This is a genomic window from Pseudomonas sp. GW821-FHT01E05, from assembly GCF_059422425.1.
Genome location: NZ_JBWKWW010000004.1, coordinates 378220 through 400921, shown reverse-complemented (window position 1 = coordinate 400921; position 22702 = coordinate 378220). Strand labels below are relative to the sequence as shown.

The 22702-nt window shown below is 58.8% G+C and carries 17 protein-coding genes; 5 read left to right on the top strand and 12 right to left on the bottom strand.

The annotated features are described in order from the left end of the window. Positions 1-10 precede the first annotated feature (10 nt). Positions 11-2539, bottom strand: a complete 2529-nt coding sequence (locus AC07W5_RS11130; RefSeq protein WP_495023420.1) for a PepSY domain-containing protein — start codon at positions 2537-2539, stop codon at positions 11-13. Between the two features lie 468 nt (positions 2540-3007). Further along, complete coding sequence (locus tag AC07W5_RS11125; protein ID WP_494995331.1) at positions 3008-4171, bottom strand: type III PLP-dependent enzyme; 1164 nt, start codon at positions 4169-4171, stop codon at positions 3008-3010. 515 nt (positions 4172-4686) lie between these two features. On the opposite strand from AC07W5_RS11125, the gene AC07W5_RS11120 reads away from it, so the two are divergent. Next, on the top strand, positions 4687-6270 hold the full coding sequence (locus tag AC07W5_RS11120) for a peptide chain release factor 3 (protein ID WP_494995330.1): 1584 nt from the start codon (positions 4687-4689) through the stop codon (positions 6268-6270). 770 nt (positions 6271-7040) lie between these two features. Next, positions 7041-7289, top strand: a complete 249-nt coding sequence (locus tag AC07W5_RS11115; protein WP_495023344.1) for a hypothetical protein — start codon at positions 7041-7043, stop codon at positions 7287-7289. 110 nt (positions 7290-7399) lie between these two features. Here AC07W5_RS11115 and AC07W5_RS11110 read toward each other — a convergent pair whose 3' ends face one another. The 9 genes from AC07W5_RS11110 to AC07W5_RS11070 form a co-directional block, all read right to left on the bottom strand. Next, entirely contained in the window at positions 7400-8371 is a 972-nt protein-coding gene (locus AC07W5_RS11110) for a peptide ABC transporter ATP-binding protein (RefSeq protein ID WP_494995328.1), read from the bottom strand. Continuing rightward, positions 8371-9339, bottom strand: coding sequence for an ABC transporter ATP-binding protein (locus AC07W5_RS11105; RefSeq protein WP_494995327.1), 969 nt, complete (start codon positions 9337-9339; stop codon positions 8371-8373). The genes AC07W5_RS11110 and AC07W5_RS11105 overlap by 1 nt, the downstream gene beginning before the upstream one ends. A gap of 10 nt (positions 9340-9349) precedes the next feature. Further along, entirely contained in the window at positions 9350-10261 is a 912-nt protein-coding gene (locus AC07W5_RS11100; protein WP_495023343.1) for an ABC transporter permease subunit, read from the bottom strand. Positions 10262-10271: 10 nt separating this feature from the next. Further along, positions 10272-11282 carry an ABC transporter permease subunit gene (locus AC07W5_RS11095; RefSeq protein WP_495023342.1) on the bottom strand — a complete coding sequence of 337 codons (1011 nt, stop codon included), beginning with the start codon at positions 11280-11282 and terminating at the stop codon, positions 10272-10274. A gap of 73 nt (positions 11283-11355) precedes the next feature. Further along, a complete protein-coding gene (locus tag AC07W5_RS11090; RefSeq protein ID WP_494995324.1) occupies positions 11356-12951 on the bottom strand; it encodes an ABC transporter substrate-binding protein in 1596 nt (531 codons plus the stop codon). Between the two features lie 78 nt (positions 12952-13029). After that, complete coding sequence (locus AC07W5_RS11085) at positions 13030-14424, bottom strand: OprD family porin (protein WP_495023341.1); 1395 nt, start codon at positions 14422-14424, stop codon at positions 13030-13032. A gap of 166 nt (positions 14425-14590) precedes the next feature. Further along, a complete protein-coding gene (locus AC07W5_RS11080; RefSeq protein ID WP_495023425.1) occupies positions 14591-14722 on the bottom strand; it encodes a hypothetical protein in 132 nt (43 codons plus the stop codon). 302 nt (positions 14723-15024) lie between these two features. Continuing rightward, positions 15025-16650: an ABC transporter substrate-binding protein gene (locus AC07W5_RS11075; protein ID WP_494995322.1), complete on the bottom strand. Its 1626-nt coding sequence runs from the start codon at positions 16648-16650 to the stop codon at positions 15025-15027. Positions 16651-16910: 260 nt separating this feature from the next. Beyond that, positions 16911-18512, bottom strand: coding sequence for an ABC transporter substrate-binding protein (locus AC07W5_RS11070; RefSeq protein WP_495023340.1), 1602 nt, complete (start codon positions 18510-18512; stop codon positions 16911-16913). 874 nt (positions 18513-19386) lie between these two features. Here AC07W5_RS11070 and AC07W5_RS11065 point away from each other — a divergent pair. Further along, positions 19387-19758: a DUF6124 family protein gene (locus AC07W5_RS11065; protein WP_495023339.1), complete on the top strand. Its 372-nt coding sequence runs from the start codon at positions 19387-19389 to the stop codon at positions 19756-19758. Positions 19759-19797: 39 nt separating this feature from the next. Here the strand turns inward: AC07W5_RS11065 and AC07W5_RS11060 are convergent, their stop codons facing one another. Then, positions 19798-20514, bottom strand: coding sequence for an SIMPL domain-containing protein (locus AC07W5_RS11060; RefSeq protein WP_494995213.1), 717 nt, complete (start codon positions 20512-20514; stop codon positions 19798-19800). 318 nt (positions 20515-20832) lie between these two features. Between AC07W5_RS11060 and AC07W5_RS11055 the strand changes: the two genes are divergently transcribed. Further along, positions 20833-22095, top strand: coding sequence for an ATP-binding protein (locus AC07W5_RS11055; RefSeq protein WP_495023338.1), 1263 nt, complete (start codon positions 20833-20835; stop codon positions 22093-22095). Further along, positions 22088-22648: a response regulator transcription factor gene (locus tag AC07W5_RS11050; RefSeq protein ID WP_494995211.1), complete on the top strand. Its 561-nt coding sequence runs from the start codon at positions 22088-22090 to the stop codon at positions 22646-22648. The genes AC07W5_RS11055 and AC07W5_RS11050 overlap by 8 nt, the downstream gene beginning before the upstream one ends. The last annotated feature ends 54 nt before the right edge of the window (positions 22649-22702 follow it).

Below are 22702 nucleotides of genomic sequence, written 5' to 3'. Positions count from 1 at the left end.
ACTCGGTGTATCAGTACACATCCCGTCGATAACGCCCTTGCTCGACCAGCTTCTCAACCTCTTGAGCCCCCAGCACGTCATTGAGCACCTGATCCACACCCGCCGCCATCCCTTGCAGGCTGCCGCAGATATAAATGGCCGCACCATCGGCCAGCCACTTTTTCAACTCTTCGGCTGCGTCGCGCAGTCGATCCTGCACATAGATCTTCTCTTGCTGATCCCGCGAGAACGCCAGGTCCAGGCGCGCCAGATCGCGGCATGCCAGCCATTCGTGCAGCTCGTCCCGGCAATGGAAGTCATGCTCGGCATTACGCTCACCGAACAACAACCAGTTGCGTTGCTGACCATCGGCGATGCGTGCTTTGAGCAGGCTGCGCAGCCCCGCCAGGCCGGTGCCGTTGCCTAGCAGGATTAGCGGTCGTGGTTCTGCGGGTAGATGGAAACCGCTGTTGCGCCGCACCCGCAGGCTGATGGCAGAACCCAGCGGCGCGTGTTCGGTCAGCCAGCCGGAGCCGATGCCCAGACTGCCATCGGCGTGACGCTCCTGACGCACGATCAGTTCCAGTAGACCGTCGCTGGCGATCGAGGCAATCGAGTATTCGCGCATGGCCAACGGCACCAGGGCATCGACCAATGCCTGGGCTTGCAGACCAACCAGATGAACACGATTGTCGGGCAACTGAAGACCTGCCAGGGCCTGGGCCAGGGTTTCCTGCAAACCGTCGAGCTGGACTGGAGCTGTCGCAGGCAGGCTCATCCCACTGAGAAAATGCTCGACTGCAGCACCGCTGTTGCGCGGCAGGATTTCCACCAGATCGCCGGCCAGCCAACTGCTGGCGGTTGGCGCGGTCAGCCCCAGCAAATACACGCCTGAGCCACTGCTGTTAGGGTTGAGTAGCCTGCGCTGGCTCAGCGTCCAGTTGTCGAAACTCGGTGCTTTCCAGGTGTCCACCGGGGTATGCCCGGTCAGCTGACCGAGTTGCTGTTGCCAGTGCCGCAGGGCGTAGGGGTCGCCGCTGTCGACTTCAATCGGGGCGAACAGCGTGGCGCCGCCATGTTCTGCGAGCCAGGCGTGCAGACGTCGGGCAAAGCCACAGAAGTGCTGATACTGCCGATCACCGAGACCCAGCACCGTGTAATTGAGGTTGTTTAGTGTCAACGCCTGTCCGAGCACTTTGCGTTCGAAGCCTCGGGCGCTGTCCGGTGCTTCACCGTCGCCGAAAGTACTGACCACGAACAACGCGTGGTTTGACTCTCGCAAATGCTGTTCGCTGACATCCGCCAATGGCTGCACCTTGACCGGCACCCCGGCGGCCTGCAATTGGCCGGCGGTTTGCCACGCCAGCTGTTCGGCAAAACCGCTTTGGCTGGCGAAACCGATCAGCCAGGCCGGTGCATCGCTGTTGTTATGACCCAGGCCGTTGCGGGCGTCTTTTACCTGGCGTTTCTTGCGTCGACGATCTAGGTACAACAGCCAGCCGGTGACAAAGAACAGCGGCATGGTAAGGGCGGCGAGGGTCAGCACAATGCGCCCCACAATCCCGAAGTAACTGCCGACATGCAGCGCGTAAATACTGGTCAGCAGTTGTGCCTTGAAGCTTTTGTCGGCATAGCGATCATGCCGGCTGACAGCGCCATTGGCCGGATCGAGCATGATCTGGTTCAGCGCACGATCATGGGGCGAGTTCTTCAGCAGGTAAAACACCGTGGACGGTTGTCCGGCCACTGGCGGCATGCGGATGTTGTAGGCACTCAAGCCTGGGCCGGCAGTGCTGTAGATGCTGCTCCACATCGCGCGGTAATCGGCGGTCGGTGCCGGGCCGGACGGCGGTGCGCCTCGGTCACCTTTACGCATCTGGCTATCGGGAGAATCCGAGAGCAGCTTGTTCAGGCCTTTGTTGTACCACTCATAGGACCAGGACAATCCGGTCAATGCCGCCAGCAGATAGAAAATCAGGCACCAGGTACCGGCCACCGAATGCAGGTCCCAATTGAAGCTGCGGCCTTTTTTTGCCCAGTCGAAGGTCAGCCAGGCGCGCCAGCTTGCGACCTGACGCGGCCAGCGCAGATAGAGGCCGGACAGGCAGAAGAAAATCAGAATCAGCGTGCAGGCGCCGGTGATTTGCCGGCCGGTATCGCCCATCGCCAGGAAGCGGTGCAGCTGCAGCATCAGGCCAAAGAAGTCCTGACCTGTAGCATCGCCCATGAAGTCGCCGGTGTAGGGGTCGAAGTAGCGCATCTGTCCGCGACGCTCGCCGGGCGGCGGGGTGAAGAACACCCGCGCGGCGTTACCGCTGTCGGTTTCGACCCAGAGCATCGAGACCTTTTTGCCTTCAGCGGCCTCGATTTTCTCCACCAGTTCGGCAGGCGGCAGCACACCGGCCAGCGGCTTCCCGACCTGCAAGACCTGTGGGTTCAGTGCCCGCAGGATCTCGTCCTGAAACGACACCGCCGCACCGGTAATGCCCATCAAGGCCAGCACCAGCCCGGCACTGATGCCGAAGAACCAATGCAGCTGGAACAGGGTTTTCTTCAACACGTCGACCGCCTTGTTCATCTGAAACTGTTTGTTCAAGAAAAATTCACGGCGTGCATTATGCCGTGAGTTGTCGAGAAACATTCCTCTTTACATGCAAAAGCCCCGCTCATCGTGATCAGCGGGGCCTGGCGACTTCACATGTGAATCAGAATTCATGAGAGTGGCAGGCTCAGTGCTGTTGAGCGCGAGCGATCCGCAGATCCAGGCGTTGGCCACGGATTATCAGCAGCGGGCAGTCGAGTTGGCATAAGAAGTTAGATCGTTCTCACGCTCCCGCGTGGGAACGCAGCCTGTGACGCTCTGCGTCACATTGGACGCAGAGCGTCCATGGAGTCATTCCCACGCAGAGCGTGGGAACGATCGGCGGTGTCTAGTCCTGAAACAGGTGTAAACCTATTTCAGGACTAGACACGGCACACAAAAAAGCCCATGACACGTCATGGGCTTTTTAATTTCAGCGAGCTGCGTTTAAACGTAGAACGACTTCAGCGGCGGGAAGCCATTGAACTCAACGGCGCTGTAGCTGGTGGTGTATGCGCCGGTGGACAGCCAGTACAAGCGGTCGCCGATGGCCAGGTTCAGTGGCAAGCCGTACTTGTAGTTCTCGTACATGATGTCGGCGCTGTCGCAGGTTGGGCCGGCGATGACCACTTCTTCCATCTCGCCTTTTTTCTCGGTCCAGATCGGGAACTTGATGGCTTCGTCCATGGTTTCGATCAGGCCGGAGAATTTGCCCACATCCGTGTACACCCATCGCTCTACAGCGGTACGGGATTTACGGGCTACCAGCACCACTTCGCTGACCAGGATGCCGGCGTTGGCGATCAGCGAACGGCCTGGTTCCAGGATGATTTCCGGGAGGTCGTCACCGAAATCTTCCTTGAGGAAACGGATGATTTCTTCGGCGTAGGTTTCCAGGCTGTTGGTGCGGGTGATGTAGTTGGCCGGGAAGCCGCCGCCCATGTTGATCAGCTTGAGGTGGATGCCGTCTTCTTCTTTCAGACGTTCGAAGATCACTTTGACCTTGGCGATTGCTGCGTCCCAGACGCTGATGTCGCGCTGCTGCGAACCAACGTGGAACGATACGCCGTATGGCACCAGGCCCAGGTCGCGAGCGAGGATCAGCAGGTCCATGGCCATGTCGGTCTGGCAGCCGAATTTGCGCGACAGTGGCCAGTCAGCCGTGGTCGAGCCTTCGGTGAGGATGCGCACATAGACTTTCGAGCCTGGTGCAGCCTTGGCGATGTTGCGCAGGTCCGCTTCGGAGTCGGTGGAGTACAGACGCACGCCCTTCTCGTAGAAGTAGCGGATGTCCCTGGATTTCTTGATGGTGTTGCCGTAGCTGATGCGATCCGGGCTGACGCCCTGGTTCAGGACTTTATCGAGCTCGTAGATCGAGGCGATGTCGAAGCTCGAACCTTTTTCTTTGAGCAGGTCGATGATTTCGACGGCCGGGTTGGCCTTGACCGCGTAGTAAACCTTGGCAAATTCGAAACCAGCGCGCAGGTCGTCATAGGCCTGGGCAATCATCGCGGTGTCGATGACCACGAATGGGGTTTCTTGTTTGTCGGCGAAGGCCTTCATTTTCTGAAAGGTTTCGCGCGCGAAATAGTCTTCGACATTGATCGACATACTTGGGAGCTCCTAATGGCAAACGGGTAAAAACAATGGGTGCAAATGAACGTCCTCCGTATCCCCACTTTGGTTCGCCTACTTCCCAAGGCATGTCCGCCGAAAGCAAAAAGGTCAACCGTGCAGAGCGCTACGGGTGACCTTGCTGTCTCGTCGTCAGTACTTGAGCCGGATGGATCGTTTCCAGCATGGACGTTCGGCGCGAACTTTAGGGCGTGAGGAGCTTGAGATCAACAAAAAATGTCGCGTTTTTGCACGCGTCCGTCGCGAGCTCCTGGTCAGCCACTTATGTAACCGACCCAGATGACAGGCTGATGTTCCCCGATCGGGGGAAATGGGCAGGATTTTCTGACAGACCGAGTCCTTGCCCGCGATGTCGTCAGATCAGGCCGGGGCCGCTTTGTCAGGCTGATGGGTTGGTTTTCGGTTCCTGATGTGCTCAACGGTTCGGTTCCGGGTTCAACTTGGGCTATAATCGCGGCCCTTTTTTTGAATCACCTGCCAGGCGATTTCCCATGACCAAACAGGCCGCCGAAGTCGCGAAACGCCGCACTTTCGCCATTATTTCCCACCCCGATGCGGGTAAAACCACCATCACCGAGAAGTTGTTGCTGATGGGCAAGGCTATTGCGGTGGCCGGTACGGTCAAATCCCGTAAGTCGGACCGTCATGCCACCTCCGACTGGATGGAAATGGAAAAGCAGCGTGGTATCTCCATTACCACGTCGGTCATGCAGTTCCCGTATCGCGATCACATGATCAACCTGCTCGACACCCCGGGCCACGAAGACTTCTCCGAAGACACCTACCGCACCCTGACGGCGGTCGACTCGGCGCTGATGGTGCTCGACGGCGGTAAAGGCGTCGAACCACGGACCATCGCCCTGATGGACGTCTGCCGTTTACGCGATACACCGATTGTCAGCTTCATCAACAAACTCGACCGGGACATTCGTGACCCCATCGAGCTGCTCGACGAGATCGAAGCGGTGCTGAAGATCAAAGCCGCGCCGATCACTTGGCCGATCGGTTGCTACCGCGACTTCAAGGGCGTGTACCACCTCGCCGACGACTACATCATTGTTTACACCGCCGGCCACGGCCACGAGCGCACCGATGTGAAAATCATCAAGAAGCTCGATTCCGATGAAGCCCGCGCGCACCTGGGTGATGAATACGACCGTTTCGTCGATCAACTGGAACTGGTGCAGGGTGCTTGCCACGAATTCAATCAACAGGAATTCATGGACGGCCAGCTGACCCCGGTGTTCTTCGGGACCGCCCTGGGCAACTTCGGTGTCGATCACGTGCTCGACGCCGTGGTCAACTGGGCGCCCAAGCCGCTGGCCCGTGTCGCGAACGAGCGTACGGTCGAGCCGGTTGAGGAGAAATTCACCGGCTTCGTGTTCAAGATCCAGGCAAACATGGATCCTAAACACCGTGACCGGATTGCCTTCATGCGTATTTGTTCCGGCAAGTACGACAAGGGCATGAAAATGCGCCACGTACGGACTGGCAAGGATGTGCGGATCGGCGATGCGCTGACCTTCTTCTCCTCCGAGCGTGAGCAACTGGAAGAAGCCTTCGCCGGCGACATCATCGGCCTGCACAACCACGGCACGATCCAGATCGGCGACACCTTCACCGAAGGCGAGGTACTGGGTTTCACCGGGATCCCGCACTTCGCCCCGGAACTGTTCCGTCGCGTGCGTCTGAAGGACCCGCTCAAGTCCAAGCAACTTCGACAAGGCCTGCAACAGCTGGCCGAAGAAGGCGCAACCCAGGTGTTCTTCCCGGAGCGCAGCAACGACATCATCCTTGGCGCCGTTGGTGTGCTGCAGTTCGATGTGGTCGCCAGCCGCTTGAAAGAGGAATACAAGGTCGAGTGCGCTTATGAGCCGATCACCGTGTGGTCCGCCCGCTGGATTGATTGCAGCGATAAGAAGAAGCTGGAAGAGTTCAGCGTCAAGGCTGTGGAAAACCTCGCCCTCGACGGCGGCGGTCACCTGACTTACCTGGCCCCGACCCGGGTCAACCTGGCCCTGATGGAAGAGCGCTGGCCGGACGTGAAATTCCGTGCGACGCGTGAGCATCACTAAGCACTGGCTGGTGACACCCGAAAGCCCACTGTGAAAACAGTGGGCTTTTTTTTTGCAAGCGACTTCGATCTTTGTGGCGAGAGAGCTTGCTTCCGCCGGCCAGTCCGCGCTCGGGCGAAGCAGTCGTAAAGTCGCTGCATGCGGTGTGTCTGGAAGAATGGGATAGATCGTTCCCACGCTCTGCGTGGGAATGCCTCACTGGACGCGCAGCAATCGCTTCGGCAGTGACGCAGAGCGTCACGGGCTGCATTCCCACGCAGAGCGTGGGAACGATCATTGGCAGATCTGACACCCAGTAATCAAAAAACGGGCGGCTCTGAGGTCGCCCATTCTTGATGTGGCGGGATTTCCGAGGCGGGTGTAGGACGTGCGGTGCTGGCCCGAAAAACATCGCAGCCTGCGGCAGGACCTACAGTGGAGCGCGGTCAATTGTGGCGAGGGAGCTTGCTTCCGTTGGGCTGCGGCCCTGAATTCATCCGGCACGGTGTTTCAGGAACACCGCATCTAACTGTTTCACTTCTGCTGCGCCCGAGCGCGGACCGACCAGTGGGAGCCAGCTCTCTAGCCACAACTATTCGTCATTCATTAAATAGCGATTTGAAATAAACATTAGTCCAAACCCGTCTGTTGACGAAGGGCATTTGGTGACCTCCATTAGTGTCCTATCTGGTGTATCCCGTATATCCGGACTAGATTTCAGACAGCGCTGCGGTCCTTGCGCACAAGGTCTGTGGCTTCGGTGATTCACCTACGAAAGGATGGAATCAGCTATGAGCATTTTTCAACGCATGGTTTTACTGATCAAAGTGCTGGTGTTGCTGTCGGTGGGCACTTCGGCAGCGTGGGCGAGCAGCGGCGCGGTACAGGACCAGGGTTTCTGGGCGGCAAAAAGTGTTCAGAGCAGTGGTTTGATTGCCGCCAAGTCCGAATCCGAATCTGGAGGGCAGGATCAGGGCGGCAGTAAAGGCGATGACGACTCGACCACCGACGATAATCCCGAAGACGATACCCAGGGTTAAGTATCCAGACAAAAGAAAACCCCTCTTGCCGGACTGATGCGCAATCCTGATGGAGGGGTTTGGATAACTCGTTGAAAGCGCCCCCAAGAGGGCGCTTTTTCATGCCCGGCTTATACGACGAATTGCTCGGCGTAATGGCAGGCCACCTGGCGGTTGTCGAGTGAGCGCAGGACCGGCTCTTCGGTGCTGCAGCGCTCGGTGGCGTACGGGCAGCGCTTGTGGAAGGCGCAGCCGGACGGCGGATTGAGCGGGTTAGGCAATTCGCCGACGATCTTGATTTTCGGCTTGCTCGGGTCCGGATGGATGGTCGGTGTAGCCGACAGCAGTGCCTGGGTGTAGGGGTGCAGAGGACGAGTGTAGATGTCTTCTTTGGGACCCATTTCCACCGGGCGGCCGAGGTACATCACCAGCACCTGATCGGCGACATGGCGCACCACCGCGAGGTTGTGAGAGATGAACACGTAGGCAGTGTTGAACTCTTGCTGAAGGTCCATGAACAGGTTGAGTACCTGCGCCTGAATCGACACGTCGAGGGCCGAAGTCGGTTCGTCCGCCACCAGCACTTTGGGTTGCAACATCATCGCTCGAGCCAAGGCAATCCGCTGGCGCTGACCACCGGAGAACATGTGTGGGTAACGCTGGTAGTGCTCAGGGCGCAAGCCAACCTGCTTCATCATCGCCTGGACTTTCTCGCGACGCTCGGCGGCGGACAGACTGGTGTTGATCAGCAGCGGTTCAGCGAGCTGGTCGCCGATTTTCTGCCGTGGATTCAAGGAGGCGTAAGGGCTCTGGAAAACCATCTGCACATCTTTGCGCAGCTGCTTGCGTTCGGCCTTGTTGGCACCGGCCACTTCTTGCCCTGCGATTTTCAGCGAACCGGAGGAGGGTTCTTCGATCAGCGTCAGGGCGCGGGCCAGGGTCGATTTACCGCAGCCCGACTCGCCTACAACAGCGAGGGTCTTGCCGGCTTCCAGTTCGAACGACACGCCATTGAGCGCGCGAACCAGCGCGGTGCCTTTGAACAGGCCTCGGGAAACTTCGTAGTGACGGGTAAGGTCGCGGGCGGTGAGAACGACGCTCATTACGCCACCTCCTGATTCAAGGGGTAGAAGCAGCGGGCGAGGCTGTTGGTTTTCGGGTCCAGACCTGGACGTTGTTGACGACAGCTGTCCTGCACGTACGGGCAGCGCGGCGACAGCAGGCAGCCTTGCGGACGGTCATAACGGCCGGGAACGATGCCCGGCAGGGTGGCCAGGCGCGAGGAACCCAGGCTGTGTTCGGGAATGGCCTTGAGCAGCGCTTCGCTGTACGGGTGCGCCGGGATGTCGAACAACTGCGGCACCTGACCGACTTCTACCGCTTGGCCGGCGTACATCACGCACACGCGCTGGGCGGTTTCGGCAACCACCGCCAGGTCGTGAGTGATCAGCACCAGGCCCATGTTGTGCTCTTGTTGCAGGTTGAGCAGCAGGTCCATGATCTGCGCCTGAATCGTCACGTCCAACGCGGTGGTCGGTTCGTCAGCGATCAGAAGTTTGGGTTCGCCGGCAATCGCCATGGCAATCGCCACACGTTGACTCATACCGCCGGAGAGTTGATGCGGGTAGGCGTCCATACGGCTCGCGGCGCCCGGGATTTCGACTTTTTCCAGCAGCTCGATGGCGCGCTTGCGGGCGGCCTTGCTGGACATTTTCAGGTGCAGACGCAGCACTTCTTCGATCTGGAAACCCACGGTGTAGCTTGGGTTGAGTGCGGTCATCGGATCCTGGAAAACCATCGCCAGGTCCTTGCCGACAATGCGCCGACGTTGGCGGGCGCTGAGCTTGAGCATGTCCTGGCCGTCGAAGCTGAGGGCGTCAGCGGTGACGATGCCCGGGTGCTCGATCAGGCCCATCAGCGCCATCATGGTCACGGACTTGCCGGAACCCGATTCGCCAACGATGGCCAGTACTTCGCCCTTGTCCACGGAAAGGTCGAGACCGTCGACCACCGGTACGGCGTTTTTGTCGCCAAAGCGAACGTTGAGATTCTTGATTTCTAACAGTGACATTTGAATCTCCTCAGGCGGCGTTCTTGAGTTTCGGGTCCAGCGCATCGCGCAGGCCGTCACCCATCAAGTTGATTGCCAGCACGCTGAGCAAAATGGTCAAACCAGGCAGGCTGACGACCCACCAGGCGCGTTCGATGTAGTCGCGAGCCGAAGCCAGCATGGTGCCCCACTCAGGGGTTGGCGGTTGTACGCCAAGGCCGAGGAAGCCCAGGGCTGCGGCATCGAGAATCGCCGAGGAGAAGCTCAAGGTCGCCTGAACGATCAGCGGCGCCATGCAGTTAGGCAGCACGGTGATGAACATCAGGCGCGGCAGACCGGCACCGGCCAGGCGCGCGGCGGTCACGTAGTCGCGGTTCAGTTCGCCCATCACCGCAGCGCGGGTCAGACGGACATAGGACGGCAACGAAACCACGGCGATGGCGATGACGGTGTTGATCAGGCCAGGGCCTAAGATGGCGACAATCGCCACAGCCAGCAGCAAGGAGGGCAGGGCCAGCATGATGTCCATCAGGCGCATGATGGTCGGGCCGAGCACGCGCGGGAAGAACCCGGCGAACAGGCCCAGCAGAACGCCCGGAATCAGTGACATGACCACCGATGACAGACCGATCAGCAGTGACAGGCGTGAGCCGGTGATCAGCCGTGACAGCAGGTCACGCCCCAACTCATCGGTACCGAGCAGGAACTGCAGCTGGCCGCCTTCGAGCCAGGCTGGCGGGGTCAGCAGGAAGTCACGGAATTGTTCGCTGGGGTTGTGTGGGGCAACCCATGGCGCGAACAGTGCGCAAAACACCACGAGGATCATGAACAGCAGACCGGCGACCGCCCCTTTGTTTTTCGAGAAGGCTTGCCAGAACTCTTTGTACGGTGATGGATAAAGCAGGCTTTGATCGACTGCTATTGAGGATGTTGGAGTGCTCATTAGTATGATCTCAGCGCTGGTGACGGATGCGTGGGTTGGCAAAGCCGTAGAGGATGTCCACCACGAAGTTGACCATAATCACCAGGCAGGCGATTAACAGGATGCCGTTTTGCACCACCGGGTAGTCTCGGGCGCCAATGGCTTCAATCAGCCATTTGCCGATGCCGGGCCAGGAGAAAATGGTTTCGGTCAAAACCGCGCCGGCCAGCAGGGTGCCGACTTGCAGACCGACAACGGTCAGTACCGGGATCAAGGCGTTACGCAGACCGTGCACAAATACCACGCGCGCTGGCGACAGGCCTTTGGCCCGGGCGGTACGAATGTAGTCTTCGCGCAGCACTTCGAGCATCGAGGAGCGGGTCATCCGGGCGATCACCGCCAGCGGGATGGTGCCGAGCACGATGGCCGGAAGGATCAGGTGATGCAGGGCATCGAAGAAGGCGCTGGTGTCATTGGCCAGCAGGGTGTCGATCAGCATGAAGCCGGTTCTTGGCTCGATGTCGTAAAGCAGATCGATCCGCCCGGAGACTGGCGTCAAGCCCAGCGATACCGAGAAGAACATGATCAGGATCAGGCCCCACCAGAAGATCGGCATCGAATAACCCGCAAGGGAGATGCCCATCACGCCATGGTCGAACAGCGATCCTCGCTTCAAGGCGGCGATCACCCCGGCCAGCAGCCCGAGGACACCGGCGAACAGCAGGGCAGCCGAGGACAGCTCCAGGGTCGCCGGGAACAGCGAGGTGAATTCGGTCCAGACGCTTTCACGGGTACGCAGGGATTCGCTAAGGTCGCCGTGGGCGAGTTTGCCGATGTAGTCCAGATACTGGGCATACAGTGGTTTGTTCAGACCCAGGCGTTCCATTGCCTGGGCATGCATCTCAGGGTCGACCCGACGTTCGCCCATCATCACTTCCACGGGGTCGCCGGGGATCATGCGAATCAAAGCGAAAGTCAGCAAGGTGATGCCGAAGAAGGTGGGGATCAACAACCCCACGCGGCGGGCAATAAAACTAAACATCTTCTGGTGTACCTCATCAGCCGGTTAGGCGTGTCCGGCACCGCTGGGATCAACGGTGACGGACGTTTCTTATCTACTTCACCAGGGTGGTAGCGAAGTTGTTAGTGGTCAGAGGGCTAATGTGATAACCCTCGACGTTCTTGCGCATGGCAGTAAACATTCTTGTGTGTGCCATGCTGATCCAGGGCTGGTCCTGGTGGAAAATCTCCTGGGCTTGCTCATAGAGCGCCGCACGTTCGGCCGGATCAGTCTTCTCACGGGCCTGGTCGATCAGCGCCTGGAACTTCTCGTTGCACCAGCGGGCGTAGTTTTCGCCGTTTTTCGCCGCCTCACAACTGAGCATAGGCGTCAGGAAGTTATCCGGGTCGCCGTTATCGCCCGCCCATCCGGCGGACACCATATCGTGTTCACCGTTTTTGGCGCGCTTGAGCATTTCCCCCCATTCCATGACGCGGATGTCGAGTTTGATCCCGACTTTGGCCAGATCGGCCTGCATCATCTGTGCGCCGAGCATCGGGTTGGGGTTGGTCGGGCCGCCGCCGTTACGGGTGAACAAGGTGAATACAGTGCCTTCCGGCACGCCGGCTTCCTTGAGCAGGGCGCGGGCCTTGTCCAGGTCGTGGGGCGGGTTCTGCAGTTTACTGTTGTAGCCCAACAAGGTCGGCGGATACGGGTTGACGGCGGTCAGGGCGTTACCCTTGCCGAACAGCGCGTTGACATAGGCCTGCTTGTCGAAGGCGATTTCGACCGCCTGACGTACTCGCACGTCGCTCATGTACTTGCGGGAGGTATTGAGCGCGGTATACGAGGTGGTCATCGCTTCGATTTCATCGACCTTCAGGTTTGGATCAGCCTTGAGGTTTGGAATGTCATCGGGTTTTGGATAGAGGGCGATCTGGCACTCGTTGGCCTTGAGCTTCTGCTGACGCACATTGTTGTCGACGGCGATGGCCAGGATCAGCACTTCACTTGGTGGTGCGCCACGGAAGTAATCGGGGTTGGCTTTGAAGCGAACCTGGGCATCCTTGGCGTAACGCTGGAAGACAAACGGGCCGGTGCCGATCGGTTTGCTGTTGAGGTCGTTGGTCTTGCCAGCCTTGAGCAACTGGTCGGCGTACTCGGCCGGGAAGATCGAGGAGAATGCCATGGCCACGTCAGGCAGGAACGGTGCCTCGGGACGGGTCAGGGTGAACCTGACGGTGTAGTCGTCGAGTTTTTCGACGCTTTTGAGCAGCTCTTTGAAACCCATGCTTTCGAAGTACGGAAAGCCCACGCTGGACTTGTCATGCCATGGGTGTTTCGGGTCCAGCTGACGCTGGAAACTCCAGACCACGTCGTCGGCATTCATGTCGCGGGTGGGCTTGAAGTAGTCAGTGGTGTGGAACTTCACACCTTTGCGCAGGTGGAAGGTGTAGCTCAGGCCGTCCGGGCTGATGTCCCAGCTTTCGGCCAGCGCAGGGGCGATTTCGGTCGTGCCGGGTTTGAAGTCCACCAGACGATTGAAGATGGTTTCGGCCACCGCATCGGCTGTGACTGCAGTCGTGTACTGGACCATATCGAAGCCTTCCGGGCTGGCTTCGGTGCAGACCACCAAGGGTTTGGCCGAAATACCGACAGCGACACTCAACAGCGCGGCGGCAATAGCGGCTTGTAAGGGGAGCATCTTCATTAGGAGCCCTCTGCAATCAATTGAACCAGACTGGCTTGAACGGGGGATTCATCATGAATCCGCCGTTTAACTGGCGCTTTAGAGAATGTTGAATGGAATGGTGGTGACCAGACGGAATTCGTTGATGTTGCCGTCGCCCTGATTCTCACTGGCGCGGTGCGTGGTGTAGGTCGCGCGGACGGCGGTGGCTTTCAGCGGGCCGCTCTGTACGGCGTAGGACGCACCGATGCCGTATTCATAGTGGTGCTCGCCATCCAGGTTTTTCACGTCATAGGCGGTGCCGGTGTAATGCGTACCGTCGATGCCCCAGCCGCGGGCCTGGTAGATGTTGAACTTCAGGCCTGGAACGCCGTATTCAGCCATGTTGAGGCCGTAGGCGATCTGGAAGGACTTTTCGTTCGGGCCGTTGAAGTCCGAAAGCAGGGAGTTGGCCAGGTAGATACCGTTGGTTTCGTGCAGGTAGTCGAAGTACTCGTCACCGTTAATTCCCTGGTAGGAGAACGTCAGGCTATGGGCCTGGTGAGTCAGGCCGAACGACAGCGAGTAGGCATCGTTGTCGATTTCACCCATCTCTTTTTTGCCGGTGTCGACGGTTTTGTAGTAGTTCAGGCCAGTGGTCAGGCTCAGAACCGAGCTATCGCCCAGTTCGTGAGTGGCGCCGAAGTAGTACTGGTTCCAGAAGTCTTCGACATTGGAGGCATACAGGCTGGTCTTCAGGCTTTTCAGCGGCTGGTAGTTGAGGCCGACGATGTTCACGTGGTCGGTTTCAGCGCCGTTGTTGGAGTATTCCGAGCGGAATTTCGACAGGCTTTGCTCGGTCCGTGGCGACACGCGATCGAAGGTACCGGCATCGAACGACAGGTTATTGAACTCTTCGCTGTGGATGCTCACACCTTCGAAACTTGAAGGCAGAGGGCGGTTGCCGATGACATCGACAATCGGTGTGCTGAAGTTCTGGCGACCGGCAGTCAGGGTGGTGTTGGATACACGCGCCTTGACGTTGGCCAGACCCAGTTTGCTCCATTGATCTAGCGGATCACCGCTGCTGTCAGTCAGGGTCCGGTTGCTCCCACTGGCGCCACCGTTACCAGCCGCGACGTCGTGACGGCTGCGATCCAGAGCAATCGCGTTGTACGCCGCGACTTCAGTACTGAAACCTACAGTGCCTTGGGTAAAGCCCGAGGTGTAATTGAGGATTGTGCCTTGAACCCAGTTGATACGACGTGGAGTCGTGGTGAGCGCGCCGTCTTTTTGATATTTGAAGCGGTCATCACGACGCTTCAACTCGTTGGCATACCAGTTACGGGTAGTCCCCGACAGGCTTTGCCCTTCGATAAAACCTTTGGTATCGGCCTGTGCGCTGGTGCTGTTGAGCTGGGTTGGAACGAAGTCCTGGCTCACGCTTTCTGCGTAGGCGGTGGCCGTAATGCTGCTGATGGCCAAGGCTAATAACGCGGTGCTGCTCAATCTCATGGGTGAAGCTCCGTTCTTTCTTTTTTGATGCCGGTTTTTGCTCGTCCGGCTATTGGTTTTTAATTCAAACAAGGCATTGCAAACGTTTGCTAGAGGCCAGTTGGCCGATTTCAGGCAACACGATTGCTGGAGAGCGAAATTCGCGCTCCGGGATTCGGTCAGCTATTTACGAAGTGATGCCGACAGCCGGGCTACCTTCCGGGCAGAACACCAGGTTATTGCTGGAGGCCTGACTGATCGATGTGCCGGCCAGCAAGCCTGTGCCCGGCAATGCGGATGTAACCAAGGTGTGGCGCATGACGCTCCTTCTCTTGTTAGTGTCTTGATCAGCGAGCAATCGCCCCGTCCCGGGACGTGCGGGTATCACTGATCCCAAACCATCGCGTACAGCAGTGCCGGCCAAAATCGTATAACTGCCGTGCCTCGACGGTATGAGTCGCAGGCGAGGCGGTAAATGCGTAAGGCCTGAAAGACGCGTAGGAAAAGGCAATACGCCCTACAGCCGCTGCTGTAGTACGCAGCGGTTTCGGATGTAAGCGGATTCTGCGGTCCTGGCAGGTAAAGCAACGGCGACGTCAGGGACGCCGCCGTTGCCAGACCTTATTTGCTGACGCTGACGCCGTAGAAGGAGTTCAAGCCAAACGGGCTGATCTTGAAGTCCTGCACGTTGTTGCGCATGGGTTGGAACACCGTCGAGTGAGCGATAGGTGTCATTGGAACGGCGTCTTTGAGGACGTGTTGCGCCTGTTTGTACAGTTCGGTGCGCTTGGCCTGATCGGTGGTGCGCTTGGCTTCTTTCACGATGCCGTCAAACTTCTTGTCACACCACTTGGAGAAGTTGTTGCCCTGCAGCGAATCGCAGCCGAACAGCACGTTCAGCCAGTTGTCCGGGTCACCGTTGTCGCCGCTCCAGCCAATCAGCATCGCGCCGTTTTCGCCGCCTTTGGAGCGCTTGATGTACTCGCCCCACTCATAGGTCACGATCTTGGCCTTGATACCAATCTTGGCCCAGTCGGACTGCAGCATTTCAGCCATCAGTTTGGCGTTCGGGTTGTAAGGACGCTGCACCGGCATCGCCCACAGGTTGATCTCGGTGCCTTCCTTGATGCCGGCTTCCTTGAGCAGCTCTTTGGCTTTCTCAGGGTTGTACGGCACATCCTTGATGGTGGTGTCGTAAGACCACTGGGTTGGCGGCATGGCGTTGACCGCCAGTTGACCCGCACCCTGGTAAACCGAGTCGATGATCTGCTGTTTGTTGACGGCCATGTCCAGTGCCTGACGCACTTTCAGTTGAGCCATCGGGTTCGGCTGATCGCTGCCCTTGATCTTGTCCATCACGTTGTAGGCGATGTAACCCAGGTTGAAACCAGCCTGGTCAGGCACCTTCAGAGTCTTGTCTTCTTTCAGCGCCTTCAGGTCGGCCGGGCGTGGGAACAGAGTGATTTGGCACTCGTTCTTTTTCAGCTTCTGAATACGCACCGACGGGTCGGTGGTGATGGCGAAGATCAGGTTGTCGATCTTGACGTCGTCAGGCTTCCAGTAGTCCTTGTTCCCGGTGTAACGGATGTTGGAGTCTTTCTGGTAGCTCTTGAACACGAACGGACCAGTGCCGACCGGCTTCTGGTTGATATCGGCGGCTTTGCCTTCCTTGAGCAACTGGGCAGCGTACTCGGCGGACTGGACCGAAGCGAAGCTCATGGCCATGTTCTGGATGAACGCGGCATCAACTTCTTTGAGGGTGAACTTGACGGTGTGATCGTCGACTTTATCGATCTTGGTGATGTTGGTGTCCATCCCCATGTCGGTGAAGTACGGGAATTCGGTCGGGTACGCCTTACGGAACGGGTCATCCTTGTTAATCATGCGATTGAAGGTGAACAGCACGTCGTCGGCGTTGAAGTTACGCGTCGGCTTGAAATACGGTGTGGTGTGGAATTTCACCCCGTCGCGCAGATGGAAGGTGTAGGTCAGGCCATCCGGGGAAATGTCCCAGCTGGTGGCCAGGCCAGGAACAACGGCGGTGCCGCCACGTTCGAACTGGCTCAAACGGTTGAACATGGTTTCTGCTGAGGCGTCGAAGTCGGTTCCGGTGGTGTACTGACCAGGATCGAAACCGGCCGGGCTCCCTTCGGAGCAGAACACCAGGTTAGTCGCAGCTTGGGCGAAAGGTGCGCTAGCTAACAAGCTTGCGCCGACTAAAAACGGAATGACCGCGTGTTTAAGCATGGTGGCCTCATGATTTGTTGTCATTTTTGGAGTTAGAGGACGACCTCGTGAGTCGACCTGCGGATACTTATGCAGGCCCCATACCCAATGCAAGATCCTGAGCGGTCACAAGTCTGAAACAGTGGTACGAACGTACACGAATGTCGCATTGGTATAAATTCTGACGCATTTTACCGTTTGCAAGCGGTTTACTCGGTGCGTTGGGCGCACCGAATGAGGTCAACCGGGAGCGTCTGGCGCACCCGGTTGGGGCGATGGTGTTACTTATTTATACCCACACCGTAGAACGGAGTCAGGCCAAACGGGCTGATTTTGAAGTTCTGCACTTCCTTGCGCAGCGGCTGGAATACCGTCGAATTCGCAATCGGTGTGATAGGTACTTGTTCCTTAAGAATTTTTTGGGCCTGTTGGTAGAGCGTTATACGTTCCTGACGATCGGTACTGACTTTGGCTTTTTGTACTAACTGGTCGTAGGCCGGGTCGCACCATTTGGCGTAGTTGCTGCCTTTGACCGCGGCGCAACTGTAGAGCACACCGAGCCAGTTATCCGGGTCGCCGTTGTCTCCCGTCCAGCCATAAATCATGGTGTCGTGTTCGCCGTTCTTGGCGCGCTTGATGTACTCACCCCACTCATAGCTGACGATGTTGGCCTTGATCCCGACCTTGGCCCAGTCCTGCTGGATCATCTGTGCTGACATCCGCGCGTTGGGATTGGAGGCGCGCTGCACCGTCATCGCCCATAAATCGATGGTGGTACCGGGGGCAATGCCTGCTTCTTTCAGTAGCGCACGGGCCTTGACCGGGTCGTGGGGCGCGTCCTTGATGTTCGGGTCATAAGACCATTGCGCAGGCGGCAGAGCGTTTTGCGCCAGCTGCCCGGCACTTTGGTAGACGGCTTTGATAATCGCCGGCTTATCGATGGCCATGTCCAGGGCCTGACGAACCTTGAGCTGGTCCAGCGGCTTGTGGGTCACGTTGTATGCCAGGAAGCCCAGGTTGAAACCGGCTTGTTTGAGCACTCGCAGGTTTGGGTCCTGCTCCATGATTTCGATGTCGGCCGGACGCGGATAGCCGCTGACCTGGCATTCGCCAGCCTTGAGTTTCTGCAGGCGCACCGAGGCGTCCGGGGTGATCGAGAAAATCAGATTGTCGAGCTTCACATCCTCGGGTTTCCAATACGCGGTGTTTGCGCTGTAGCGGATCTGCGAATCCTTCTGATAGCGCTTGAACACAAACGGCCCGGTGCCGACCGGCTTCTGATTGATGTCTGCGGCTTTGCCTTCTTTAAGCAACTGCGCGGCGTATTCGGCGGACTGGATCGAAGCGAAGCTCATCGCCAGGTTCTGCACGAAGGCTGCGTCGACGTTGTTCAGGCTGAAACTGGCGGTGTGTTCATCGACTTTATTGATGCTCTTGATCGTGGTGTTCAGGCCCATGTCGGTGAAGTAGGGCGACTCGGACGGGTAAGCCTTGCGAAACGGGCTGTCGGCGTCGAGCAAGCGCTGGAAGGTGAACAGCACATCGTCGGCGTTGAAATCGCGCGTCGGCTTGAAGTAGTCGGTGGTGTGAAATTTCACCCCTTCACGAAGATGAAAGGTGTAGGTCAGACCGTCCCTGGATACATCCCAACTTGTCGCCAGTCCAGGTTCAACTTCGGTGCCGCCGCGCTTGAACTGCGTGAGGCGGTTGAAGACGGTTTCGGCGGAGGCGTCGAAATCGGTGCCGCTGGTGTATTGGCTGGGATCGAAGCCGGCGGGACTGGCCTCGGAGCAGTACACCAGTGTGGTCGCGGCCTGAGCCAGTGGCGCGCAGGCAAGGAGGCTGGCAGCGAGCAGTAGCGGTTTGAAGGTGATTCTTTCCATGGAGTCCCCTGGGATGGCCGTTTAGAGCGGTTTTGATGAGTACGGTGGTCGTCGAGAGTAGCGCTGTTGGGGTGTGTGGAGTCAAATTGTCGGTAGGCGTGAATCGATCGCTTGTCTGCGAAGGCGGCCTGTCTCTTGCTGGTGTACACAGATCCCTTGTAGGAGCAGCCGGTCGACGCTCGATTGCTCGCGATGGCGGCCTGACAGCCGACCAATCTCTTGCCGGTGTACATATCCATTCCTGCGGTAACGGCCACTTAGGGTTTCGCCCTTACGGCGAGGCCCTTTTGGCAAACGCCCCAAAAGGACCCAAAAGGGCTTGCCCCGAGCGTACGGCACCTCGCCAAGGCTCGGCGTTCCCTCGCTCCGGCGCTCATCAGGGGGCGCCGCATTGCGGCGGAATCAGCTTCGCTGACGGCGCTACGCGCCACCCCCCTGATGAGCACCTCCACTCGGCCTTCCGAAGGGGCGGGCAGATCAAAAACAAGGCGAGGCGGCCTACCGGCCGGCCTGTTTTTTTTGGGGGGTGCGTTTCTCCTACAGAAAGCGCTGTCGGCCGAGTCTGCGGGGGAGAATTTTCCGACGAACTCTGGCGGTTGCGTGGGAGTTGGAGCTTGCCTAACCTTTGGTCGTTGCTGCGAATCAGCGATAGGGCGTGAGAACCCAGGAATCAGTAGGCGCAAAGCGCCAGCACCACCATAATCGTTGTCGGCGTTTTTTTTCGTCTGCAAAATGCGTTATGGCGGCTGTGTGCGGGCAGACTTCGGTCTGGCCGGAGTCCTACTGTCCGGTATTCTCACCCCGTACATAGCTGCCACCTCTTTGTCGAGTGAGACCGGCAAGTGATGGCTCCCATTTCAGTAGGAGCTTATGCATGGACAAGATCGTCCCAGACCCACCCTTCAATATAACCACGCCAATCCCGGATGCTCTGAGCGCCGAAGACCTGCTCAAGGACCGTGCCGCTGCGGATCGGGCCCTTGAGCATTACCTGGCGCCATCACTTGATAAATCCCCTGGCACGCGGTCGGTCAATATCTTCACCGTAGCCCCCGACCTCGACACCGAATTGCTGCTGGCCAGTGCCTCCGAGACTCTCGCAAGCGCCAATGCCATCGCCTGCGACCTGGCCTTCGATCTCGAAGACTCGCGACGCAGTGTGGTGTTGGGGATTTATCAGATGATCGAGTTGAGCAAGCTGTTGGTGGATAAGGCGCTGGATCAGGCCTGCCGGGTCAATCCGTAGCGAGAGGGATGATCGTTCCCACGCAGAGCGTGGGAACGATTAAGGCATCAACACTTCAATCGAACCATCGGCCGTCATGCTGACCTGGCTGGTGCCGGGTTCGACTTCCGGGGTCACCGGCGCTGAATCCATGCTGGCGGCTTTCATCATCATCGGTGCGCGCATGTAGGGGCGCGGGTAACCGTTGCTGTTGAGGTTCAGGTTGACGATTTTGTAACCCTTGCCGCCCAGTGCCTCGGTGGCCAGTTGTGCGCGGGCCTTGAAGGCGCCGACGGCTTCTTTGAGCAAGGCGTCTTCGCTGGCCTTGCGGGTCGGGTTGGCGATGGCGAAATCCATGCCGCCCATTTTCAGGTCCGTCAGCAGTTCGCCGGTCAGCCTGGACAGCGCGGCGAAGTCCGGACTTTCCAGGCGCAGTTCGGCACGTTCGCGCCAGCCGGTGATTTTCTGGCCTTTGGTGTCGTAGATCGGGTAGCTGTTGCGGCTGCCCTGACGCAAGGTGATGTCCTTGACCTGACGAGCCTGGCCCAGCGCCTTGTTGATGGTGGTGCTGATGTCGGCGGCGAGTTTGGCCGGGTCGGTATTCTGCTGTTCGCTGTAGAGGGTCACGATCATCAGGTCGCGGGCCACTTCCTGGCTGACTTCGGCGCGCAGGGAAATCTGGTTGTAATGAAGCTCATCGGCGGCCAGGGCCGGCAGGCTGGCGAGGGCGCCAGTGCTCAGGGCAAGTAGGGCAGCGCTGCGGCTGAATGTATGCATGGAAACTCCTTGAGTGCAATCCGCAGGGGCTATGGTCCGAGCCTGCGTGAAACCATCAGACTGTAGCTTCTATTCTCCGGTTCACCTGGTTACAACTTCTATACATCTAAGGCTGATGACGACCGCTTCGCGGTCGATCGCAGGCAAGCCTCGCTCCTAATTGCGCGGTCCCTGCAGGAGCAAGGCTTGCCCGCGAGGCGCCCTGACAGCCGCCGAAGATCCCGACTGGACTGTGGCCGTTTGCCGCAGTTTGCCTGTGGGAGGCGCGGCTTGGTTATACTCATCGCGATCCGCCTGGAGCGCTCATCAGGAGAGCTCATGCTCGCCCCCGTTCAATTGCTTTCCGCCACTCGCCAGAACCTTTGGCGTCTGACTTTTATCCGCACGCTGGTACTGGCCGCCCAAGCCGGTTCGGTGGGGCTCGCCTACTGGTTCGATTTGCTGCCGTTGCCCTGGCTGCAACTGGCGGTGACCCTCGGTTTTTCCATGGTGCTGTGCGCTTTCACCGCCATTCGCCTGCGCACATCGTGGCCGGTGACTGAGCTGGAATACGCCCTTCAACTGGCCTGTGACCTGTTTATCCACAGTGCCTTGCTGTACTTCTCTGGCGGCTCGACCAACCCTTTCGTTTCCTATTACCTGGTGCCGCTGACCATCGCTGCAGTGACCTTGCCTTGGCGTTATTCGGTGGTTCTCTCCGGCATCGCCTTGACGATGTACACTTTGCTGCTGGCGCAGTTCTACCCGCTGGATACCTTCCCGATCGCCCGGGAGAAGATGCAGATCTACGGCATGTGGCTGAGCTTTGCATTGGCAGCGGCGGTGATTACCTTCTTCGCGGCGAGGATGGCCGAGGAACTGCGTCGTCAGGAAGAGTTGCGGGCGATCCGCCGCGAAGAAGGCCTGCGCGATCAACAACTGCTGGCCGTGGCCACGCAAGCCGCCGGTGCCGCCCATGAATTGGGCACGCCGCTGGCAACCATGAGCGTGCTGCTCAAGGAAATGCGTCAGGACCACCACGACCCGTTGCTGCAGGATGATTTGAGCGTGCTCCAGGACCAGGTAAAGCTGTGCAAAGAGACCTTGCAGCAATTGGTCCGCGCCGCTGAAGCCAATCGCCGTTTGGCGGTGGACATGCAAGACGTCACCGACTGGCTCGACGAAGCGCTGAACCGCTGGCACCTGATGCGTCCGGAGGCCAGTTACCGCCTCCAGCGTCTGGGCCAGGGCCCGGTGCCGCGATTGGCGCCGCCGCCGGACCTGACCCAGGCGTTGCTCAATCTGCTGAACAATGCCGCCGATGCCTGCCCCGAAGGCCTGGAAGTGCATCTGGATTGGGACGCCGAAAACCTCACCATCAGTATTCGCGACCACGGCGCCGGTGTGCCGCTGGCGATTGCCGAGCAAATCGGCAAGCCATTTTTTACCACCAAGGGCAAAGGTTTCGGCCTGGGCCTGTTTTTGAGCAAGGCCAGCGTGACACGCGCCGGCGGCTCAGTGAAACTCTATAGTCATGAGGAAGGCGGTACGCTCACCGAGCTGCGCCTGCCCCGTGTCGCCCGAGGAGACGAACATGAGTGACGAGATCCAAGTCGAAGGCGAAGAACTGCCGCATTTATTGCTGGTAGACGATGACGCTACCTTCACCCGCGTCATGGCGCGCGCCATGAACCGCCGCGGTTTTCGCGTGAGCACCGCAGGTTCTGCCGAAGAGGGGCTGACCATCGCCCAGCAGGACATTCCGGACTACGCCGCACTGGATCTGAAAATGGACGGCGACTCGGGATTGGTGCTGCTGCCCAAGCTGCTCGAGCTCGACCCGGAAATGCGCGTGTTGATCCTGACGGGCTATTCGAGCATCGCCACGGCGGTCGAGGCCATCAAGCGCGGCGCCTGCAATTATCTGTGCAAACCGGCGGATGCCGATGACGTGCTGGCAGCTCTGCTTTCCGAGCATGCCGACCTCGACACCCTGGTGCCGGAAAACCCGATGTCGGTGGACCGTCTGCAATGGGAGCACATCCAGCGCGTGCTGACCGAGCACGAAGGCAACATCTCCGCCACTGCCCGCGCCCTGGGCATGCACCGTCGTACCCTGCAGCGCAAACTGCAGAAACGTCCCGTTCGCCGCTGAACGGGCGCTGAACGAATATCTCCAGACTCGCGATAACCCGGGCTGATCATCTAT